At 53.1% G+C, this 6965-nt stretch carries 7 protein-coding genes; 5 read left to right on the top strand and 2 right to left on the bottom strand.

From position 1 onward, the window contains the following. Window positions 1-237: 237 nt before the first annotated feature. Both H8K47_RS10485 and ugpQ read right to left on the bottom strand, forming a co-directional pair. Entirely contained in the window at window positions 238-564 is a 327-nt protein-coding gene (locus H8K47_RS10485) for a hypothetical protein (protein WP_212681201.1), read from the bottom strand. Between the two features lie 258 nt (window positions 565-822). Then, window positions 823-1569, bottom strand: a complete 747-nt coding sequence (ugpQ, locus tag H8K47_RS10480; protein ID WP_186881345.1) for a glycerophosphodiester phosphodiesterase — start codon at window positions 1567-1569, stop codon at window positions 823-825. Between the two features lie 189 nt (window positions 1570-1758). Here ugpQ and H8K47_RS10475 point away from each other — a divergent pair, with 189 nt between their 5' ends. From H8K47_RS10475 to H8K47_RS10455, 5 genes are all read left to right on the top strand, one after another. Then, window positions 1759-3009, top strand: a complete 1251-nt coding sequence (locus tag H8K47_RS10475; protein WP_186881344.1) for a CaiB/BaiF CoA transferase family protein — start codon at window positions 1759-1761, stop codon at window positions 3007-3009. 169 nt (window positions 3010-3178) lie between these two features. Beyond that, window positions 3179-4324: a sensor histidine kinase gene (locus H8K47_RS10470; RefSeq protein WP_186881343.1), complete on the top strand. Its 1146-nt coding sequence runs from the start codon at window positions 3179-3181 to the stop codon at window positions 4322-4324. Beyond that, window positions 4321-5166: a LytR/AlgR family response regulator transcription factor gene (locus tag H8K47_RS10465; protein ID WP_186881342.1), complete on the top strand. Its 846-nt coding sequence runs from the start codon at window positions 4321-4323 to the stop codon at window positions 5164-5166. Before H8K47_RS10470 ends, H8K47_RS10465 begins: the two co-directional genes overlap by 4 nt. Before the next feature lie 37 nt (window positions 5167-5203). Continuing rightward, window positions 5204-5698 carry a GNAT family N-acetyltransferase gene (locus tag H8K47_RS10460; RefSeq protein WP_186881341.1) on the top strand — a complete coding sequence of 165 codons (495 nt, stop codon included), beginning with the start codon at window positions 5204-5206 and terminating at the stop codon, window positions 5696-5698. Window positions 5699-5824: 126 nt separating this feature from the next. Then, a complete protein-coding gene (locus H8K47_RS10455) occupies window positions 5825-6709 on the top strand; it encodes a sulfurtransferase (protein ID WP_186881340.1) in 885 nt (294 codons plus the stop codon). The last annotated feature ends 256 nt before the right edge of the window (window positions 6710-6965 follow it).

Raw genomic sequence — 6965 nt, 5'->3', positions numbered from 1 at the left:
CAGAGCGCAGCCAGCGTTCTCCTGCAGATAGTACTCAACAACCTGTACTTTGAATTGCTTTGTATATTTACTCATGAAAACACCCCAAAAGTATGGACGGGTGTCCAACTTTTGGGGTGCAGTTCATCGCGCTGGTTTTTCTTAAACCTTGGTTCGTATCCAGCTATGCCCAGATCTAACCCCTCAGGACAGTCAGCAGGTAAGATGCCAGCCGCTTCAAACTGGAAAGTCCGTGTATCAGGGCGTCACTTTGCGAGCATTGTGCTTTTTCTGTTCTATGCGACGGCTGGCAACATCTTCTTCATGCCTGAGTTTGGTACGCTCCTGCTTAGTTACGACGCCATCGGCTTTTGCGGCTTGCTTGTCGGCCTCGATTTTCGCTTCACGCTTTTCCAGATTCGCCGTTTCTTTGGCGGTCAGTTCACCGCTGCTGACACCTTGCGCAATACGTTTTTCCTGACGCACCTGACGCTGATCGATTTTCGGGGTATTGGTGTTTTGTGCAAAAGCCGGTGCAGCAAACAGGCTGATCAGGGCTAATACTGCAAATGGATGCGCTTTCATTGTGACTCCTGTCTTGGTCGGTAGAGATAAGGCTCAACAAAGTATTGAGCTGCGATCTGGGAATGCAGCGTGATGAGTGTGTCGCTGATATTCTTAGCTGTATAACGGCCAGACGGATTCCCCGCTGACAGGGTTTTGTATGTGCGTGTAACAAGGCGTAGCAGACTATGCACACTGTATCAGGATGAAAAAAGCCCGCCCAGAACAGCAAGCTTCATGTTATCGATAATCGACCAACCAGCCTGAAACAGGGTCTGCTTAGAAATCGGCAGGAATCCGGTCCGGATAATCAGTGCAAAATGCATCCACGCCCCAGCGTAGCAGTTCGTGTGCGCGTTCTGGCTCATTGACCGTGTAGCAAAACAAACCATAACCCGCATTTTTTATCTCGGCAGCCCATTCCTGGCTCAGGTGTTTGTGGTTCACATGCAGGGCAACTGCACTCAGTTCCTGTAACATCGATTTCCAATCAGGATGTGGGTTATCCAGCAGCAAAGCACGCGGGATTTGCGGTGCCGCTCGCTTGGCAGCACGCAATGCAGTCATCGAAAATGAAGAGAGCAAGGGCAGCCGTGCCGGGTCGCCGCTGACCACATCTGCAAAGCAAGCTGCACTCAGTTCGGCCACAATGCGTCCGGTCGCTTCGTCATGGCCAGGACTGGGTTTGATTTCGGTATTCATCCAAATCTGGTGTCCGCGACAAAAATGGATGACTTGTTCGTAGCTGGGTACCGGCTCGCCGCGAAAGCGGACATCAAACCAACTGCCAGCGTCCATCTCCTGTAAATCTGCTGCATTCGTCCCGGCGACCAGTCCACTTCCCGCCACAGTACGTCCAAATTCAGGATCATGCATCAGCACAGGGACGCTATCCTTTGATAACATCACGTCAAATTCGACCGCATGAAACCCCAGTGCCAGCCCGCAGCGCAAGGCCGCCAGGGTATTTTCCGGCGCCAGCTTACCCGCACCGCGATGTGCCAACACTTTAGGATAAGGCCACATGGTTGTTTTCCTTCATTTGCAGCAAGATGGGAGATCAGCAGCTTTACTTGAAACTAAGCGGGCACTCGAATCAACGATAACCGGGCTGCGTTGTATGATAGCCATGCAGCGCGGCCAGCCAATCGTGTGAACAGCTTTGCGCCAGCCCACATAAAATAACGAGAAGAATTCATAACAGGATAAACCAGGATGAGCCCGGAGACAGCAACAACTTCAACAAAAACTGCATTAGGACATTTACGCGTACTCGATCTGACCCGTGTTTTAGCGGGTCCATGGTGCGCCCAGAATCTGGCCGATTTAGGGGCGGAAGTAATTAAAGTCGAACGCCCCGGCGCGGGCGATGATACGCGTAGCTGGGGACCGCCGTATCTGCGTGATGAGGATGGAGCAAACACCTCAGAAGCCGCTTACTATCTGACCGCGAATCGCGGCAAACTCGCCATCACTGTCGATATCGCAACAGCGCAAGGCCAGCAAATTATCCGTGAGCTGGCAGCACAATCTGACGTGGTGCTGGAAAACTACAAGGTCGGTCAGCTCGCCAAATACGGACTGGATTACAACTCTCTCAAACAAATCAAACCCGATCTGATCTATTGCTCCATCACGGGTTTTGGTCAGGAAGGTCCATATGCGGCACGTGCTGGCTATGATTTCATTGTGCAGGGCATGGGCGGGTTCATGTCGCTGACCGGCGAGCGTGATGATCAACCCGGTGGCGGGCCGCAAAAAGCCGGTGTTGCGATTGCCGATCTGATGACAGGCATGTATGCCACCATCGCGGTGATGGCAGCACTGAGTCACCGAGACCGGACTGGTGAAGGCCAGTATATCGACATGGCCTTACTCGATGTCCAGGTGGCGATGCTGGCCAATATGAATATGAATTACCTGACCACCGGCGTCGCACCTCAACGCTGGGGCAATGCGCACGCCAATATTGTGCCCTACCAAACCTTCGCTACTTCAGATGGACACATCATTGTTGCAGCGGGTAACGACAGTCAGTATAAAAAATTTGTGCAAATCGGCGGCCGTCCCGAACTCGCTGACGATGCGCGCTTCAGCAGCAATCCAGCGCGGGTGCAACACCGTGAGCAACTGATACCGCTGCTGGCTGAAATGGTCAAACTGAAAACCAAGCAGGAATGGATCACACTGCTGGAGCAAGCTGGCGTGCCGTGTGGTCCGATTAACCGCCTCAATGAAGTATTTGACGATCCCCAGGTCAAGGCGCGCCAGATGCAAATCAGCTTGCCCCACCCCAGCGCTGGCAGCGCGCCACTGGTAGCGAGTCCGATGAAGCTGTCCGCCACACCGGTCAGCTATCGCAATGCACCGCCACTGCTGGGTCAGCATACGGAGCAGATTTTGAGCGATATCCTGCACTATGACGCGGCGCACATCGCTGAGCTGCGTGCACAAAAAGTCATCTGACAGGATTGCAATCGGGCGCAGCGCATTGAAATTTGAAATGCAGTTGACGCCATCGCCTGATTGCTTCGCGAACGCCTGCTGCCTTTGGTCGCAAGTCTATGGCACAGGCAGCAGCAAGCGCATACACTCTCCCCTTATCCATCACAGCTCACCTTGATCCGGGCAGACTATGAGTCATCCATCCACGACAAACACCACTTACTGGCAACAGGTACGCATTGCGGTCTCAGGTACATCGGCAATAAAAATCCTGCGCGAACTGCCTTTCATCCTGATCATCAATGTCATCTGCACCGTACTGGTGACGTATGTCATGCGCCATAGCAGCAGCCTGTTGGAAAACTGGGTGTTTTCTAACTGCATAGGATTTTGCTGTTATATCCTGATACGTACTGCCAGAATCCTGATCTGGCCAAATCAAAATCCGAAAACTCTGGCTTTTTATCTGACCTGCATCGTACTGGCACCTATCGGTTTTTTCTGCGGCACGCTGCTGGCGGCATTCCTGTATGGCTATCCTGTGCAAAATGTACTCGCTATGCAATGGCGTTATGTACAAGGCTTTGTCATCCTGAGCGGTGTCGTGAGTACCGTAGCCGCCTGGTCGCTGTGGAACAGGATCCGAATCACCGAGCTGACCGCCGCAGCGGAAGCTGAGAAAGCGCGCTCTGCCGCGATAGAGCGGCAAGCCATGCAGGCACAGTTACAGGTGCTACAAGCACAGATTGAACCCCATATGCTATTTAACACCCTGGCCAATCTGCAGGGTCTGATTGCGCTCGATCCTGAACGTGCCCAACATATGCTGGCTCAGCTGATCACTTATCTGCGCGCCACGCTGAGCGCCTCACGCGCAAAAAGCACCACCTTGCAAAACGAATTCAGCCTGCTGCGTGCTTATCTGGATTTGCTCGCTATACGCATGGGGAAACGCTTACAGTACCAACTCGATTTACCCGCAGAACTGGCACAGATGTCTATCCCGCCTATGCTGCTGCAACCGCTGGCGGAAAATGCGATCAAACATGGGCTGGAGCCCAAGCTCGAAGGCGGCAGCCTGCATATCAGCGCAGCGCGGCACGCAGACAAACTGGAGCTGCGGGTTGCTGATACCGGTCTGGGACTGGCGTTTGACTACGCAGAACGCAGCACCAACGCGGCCGATGGTCACGGCCTGGGCAACAACAATATCCGTGAACGCTTGCAGGCCATTTTCGGCCCGCAAGCCGCATTCAGCCTGGGACCGAATACACCGGATGGTACGGTAGCCATCATCACTCTCCCTTTATCTACGCAAACACCAGAAAAACTATGAGCCAGCAAAGACGCGCCCTCATCGCCGAAGATGAACCGATACTCGCCCTGACACTGCAGCGTATGCTGAATAAACTGTGGCCGGAACTGGAGATTTGTCAGCTTGCGGAAAACGGGGTGCAAGCCGTGCAACTGGCATTGGAAGCGCAGCCGGATATCCTGTTCCTCGATATCAAAATGCCGGGGAAAACCGGACTGGAAGTAGCGCAGGAACTGGCTGAAGAATGGCCGGAGCAACAAGCCTTTCCGCTGATCGTGTATGTGACTGCCTACGATGAATACGCAGTGCAAGCTTTTGAACACTCTGCTTCAGACTATGTATTGAAGCCGGTCAGCGAAGAACGCCTGCAAAAAACCATACAAAGGCTGCAGACTCGCTTACAAAGCAAAGCCGCTGACAATGCAGGTGACGAACTGGAGCGGGTACTGGGTCAGTTACGCAATCTGCTGCCAGCGCAGCACAGTGCAGGCTTAGCAACGCCAGCGCTGCCCGCGACCACCCCAGCCAGCAACGCTGAAAAACTACACGTGATACGGGCTGCGGTCGGTAACAATGTCCGCATGATCCCGATAGAAGATGTGCTGTATTTCGAAGCGACCGATAAATACATCAACGTCGTCACCCGTGAACATTCCTCGCTGATACGCAGCAGCCTGCGTGAACTGCTGCCGCAACTGGACAGCAGCCTGTTCTGGCAGATCCATCGCAGCACCGTGGTTAACATCCGTCAGGTCAGCCTGGCGCAGCGTGACGAGTCTGGCAAAGTCACGCTGAAACTGCGCGACAGCGATGATAAACTCAGTGTCAGCCGCGTCTATGCGCATCTGTTCCGGCAGATGTAAGCAGTACGCCCCTACTACTCAGGACACCGAATATCGTATGAATCAGCCATCCGCATCCAGCCAACAGCCTGCAACTTTGCAATGGCAATGCCTGCCGTTTGCAGAACTTAGCGTACATCAGTTGCATAGTATCTATGCGGCGCGTAGCGCCGTATTTGTGCTTGAACAAAATTGTGTGTATCAGGACATTGATCACAAGGACCCGCTGTCGCATCATCTGATGGCCTGGGACAGCCAGCAGCAACTGGCTGCTTATTTACGCATCGTACCGCCCGGCCTCAGTTTTGCCGAAGCCTCGCTGGGTCGCGTGCTCAGCAGCGCCAGCTGGCGCGGCAGTGGCATAGGCCGTGAACTGCTCACGCGCGGCATCAGTGCGCTGCGCGAGATTTATCCGCAAGCCGCCATACGCATCGGTGCGCAGGCATATCTGGAAAAATTTTATGGCAGTTTTGGTTTCGTGCAAGTGTCGGAACTGTATCTGGAGGATGACATACCGCATATCGATATGCTGCTCAGCAGCGACCAGACCTGACAGTGCAAGGCAGGGCTTCCGGAACAGGCCTGCCAGCAGTAAGGAATTCAACTATAATGCAGCTAAATCAAAGACTTAGTCAGTAGACTGAGTCATCCTTCATTGAATCTCCGATATCACCTTATTATGCCTGTTGCCACCCTGTCCCCAGAGACGCCTTACGTCAATATCTCTGCTTACAAATTTATCACGTTCAATGACACGGCTGAAAAGCGTCAGGAATTTATCGATACATGTAATGCGCTGAATCTGAAAGGCACCGTGCTGCTGACGCCGGAAGGAATCAATATGTTCCTGGCCGGCCTGCGCCATGAAATTGATGCCTACATGGACTGGCTGCATGCGGACCCGCGTTTCTCCGACGTGGTCGCCAAAGAGAGTTTTTCTGATCGTCAGCCTTTCACTAAATTGCTGGTTAAGCTGAAAGCAGAAATCATCACCATGCGCATGCCGCTGATCAAACCGGAAGAAGGTCGCGCGCCATCGGTCGATGCACATACGTTGAAACGCTGGCTGGATCAGGGCCATGACGATAATGGCAAACCCGTTGTGATGGTTGATACCCGCAATGACTTTGAAGTCGATGTAGGCAGCTTCGATAACACTATCGACTACCGCATCACCAAGTTCACAGAATTCCCGCAAGTCATAGCAGAGCACCGTGATGAACTGAACGACAAAACCGTCGTGACCTTCTGCACCGGCGGTATCCGCTGTGAAAAAGCAGCAATCCATATGCAGAATGTGGGTTTCAACAGCGTATATCAGCTTGAGGGCGGTATCCTGAAATACTTTGAAGAAGTCGGTGGTGATCATTATCACGGCGATTGCTTCGTATTCGATTACCGCACTGCGCTCAATCCTCAGCTGGAAGCGACCGACACCAAACAATGCTTTGCCTGCCGTGCCGTGGTCACACCACGTGAGCAATTATCTCCCTGGTATATCGCTGGCGTGTCTTGTCCGCATTGCCAAAAAGCGCGCCGCGAAGACGCACCGGCTCAGGCCTGAACCCGCTTCAGTGTACCGCCTGAATCGGCTGCAGCCTTAGTGCTGATTTGACGCAAAAAACTCATCCCTGTCACTGCAGGTGTGCGTTTTTTCATTCTGATGGCTATGCCCGGCGAACATAGGACAACAAATGATGCGGCTCAGGATACGCTGCAACAAAAGTAAGTCCATCGGGAACTTTATGCAGGCACAACAGGTCTGCTGATGGTGCTGAATCGTCCACCTATCGTTGCTCACTTTCCTGCTGAATTCCTGT

This window comes from Cognatundibacterium rugosum, from assembly GCF_014284365.1.
Classification (GTDB): Bacteria; Pseudomonadota; Gammaproteobacteria; order Burkholderiales; family Burkholderiaceae_D; genus Undibacterium; species Undibacterium rugosum.
Note: the sequence above shows the minus strand (reverse complement) of the source record. Positions and strands in the feature narration are given on the sequence as shown.

Coding starts and splice junctions, on each gene's coding strand:
- H8K47_RS10485 (WP_212681201.1), bottom strand. CDS start 564: ATGAAAGCGCATCCATTTGCAGTATTAGCCCTGATCAGCCTGTTTGCT.
- ugpQ (WP_186881345.1), bottom strand. CDS start 1,569: ATGTGGCCTTATCCTAAAGTGTTGGCACATCGCGGTGCGGGTAAGCTG.
- H8K47_RS10475 (WP_186881344.1), top strand. CDS start 1,759: ATGAGCCCGGAGACAGCAACAACTTCAACAAAAACTGCATTAGGACAT.
- H8K47_RS10470 (WP_186881343.1), top strand. CDS start 3,179: ATGAGTCATCCATCCACGACAAACACCACTTACTGGCAACAGGTACGC.
- H8K47_RS10465 (WP_186881342.1), top strand. CDS start 4,321: ATGAGCCAGCAAAGACGCGCCCTCATCGCCGAAGATGAACCGATACTC.
- H8K47_RS10460 (WP_186881341.1), top strand. CDS start 5,204: ATGAATCAGCCATCCGCATCCAGCCAACAGCCTGCAACTTTGCAATGG.
- H8K47_RS10455 (WP_186881340.1), top strand. CDS start 5,825: ATGCCTGTTGCCACCCTGTCCCCAGAGACGCCTTACGTCAATATCTCT.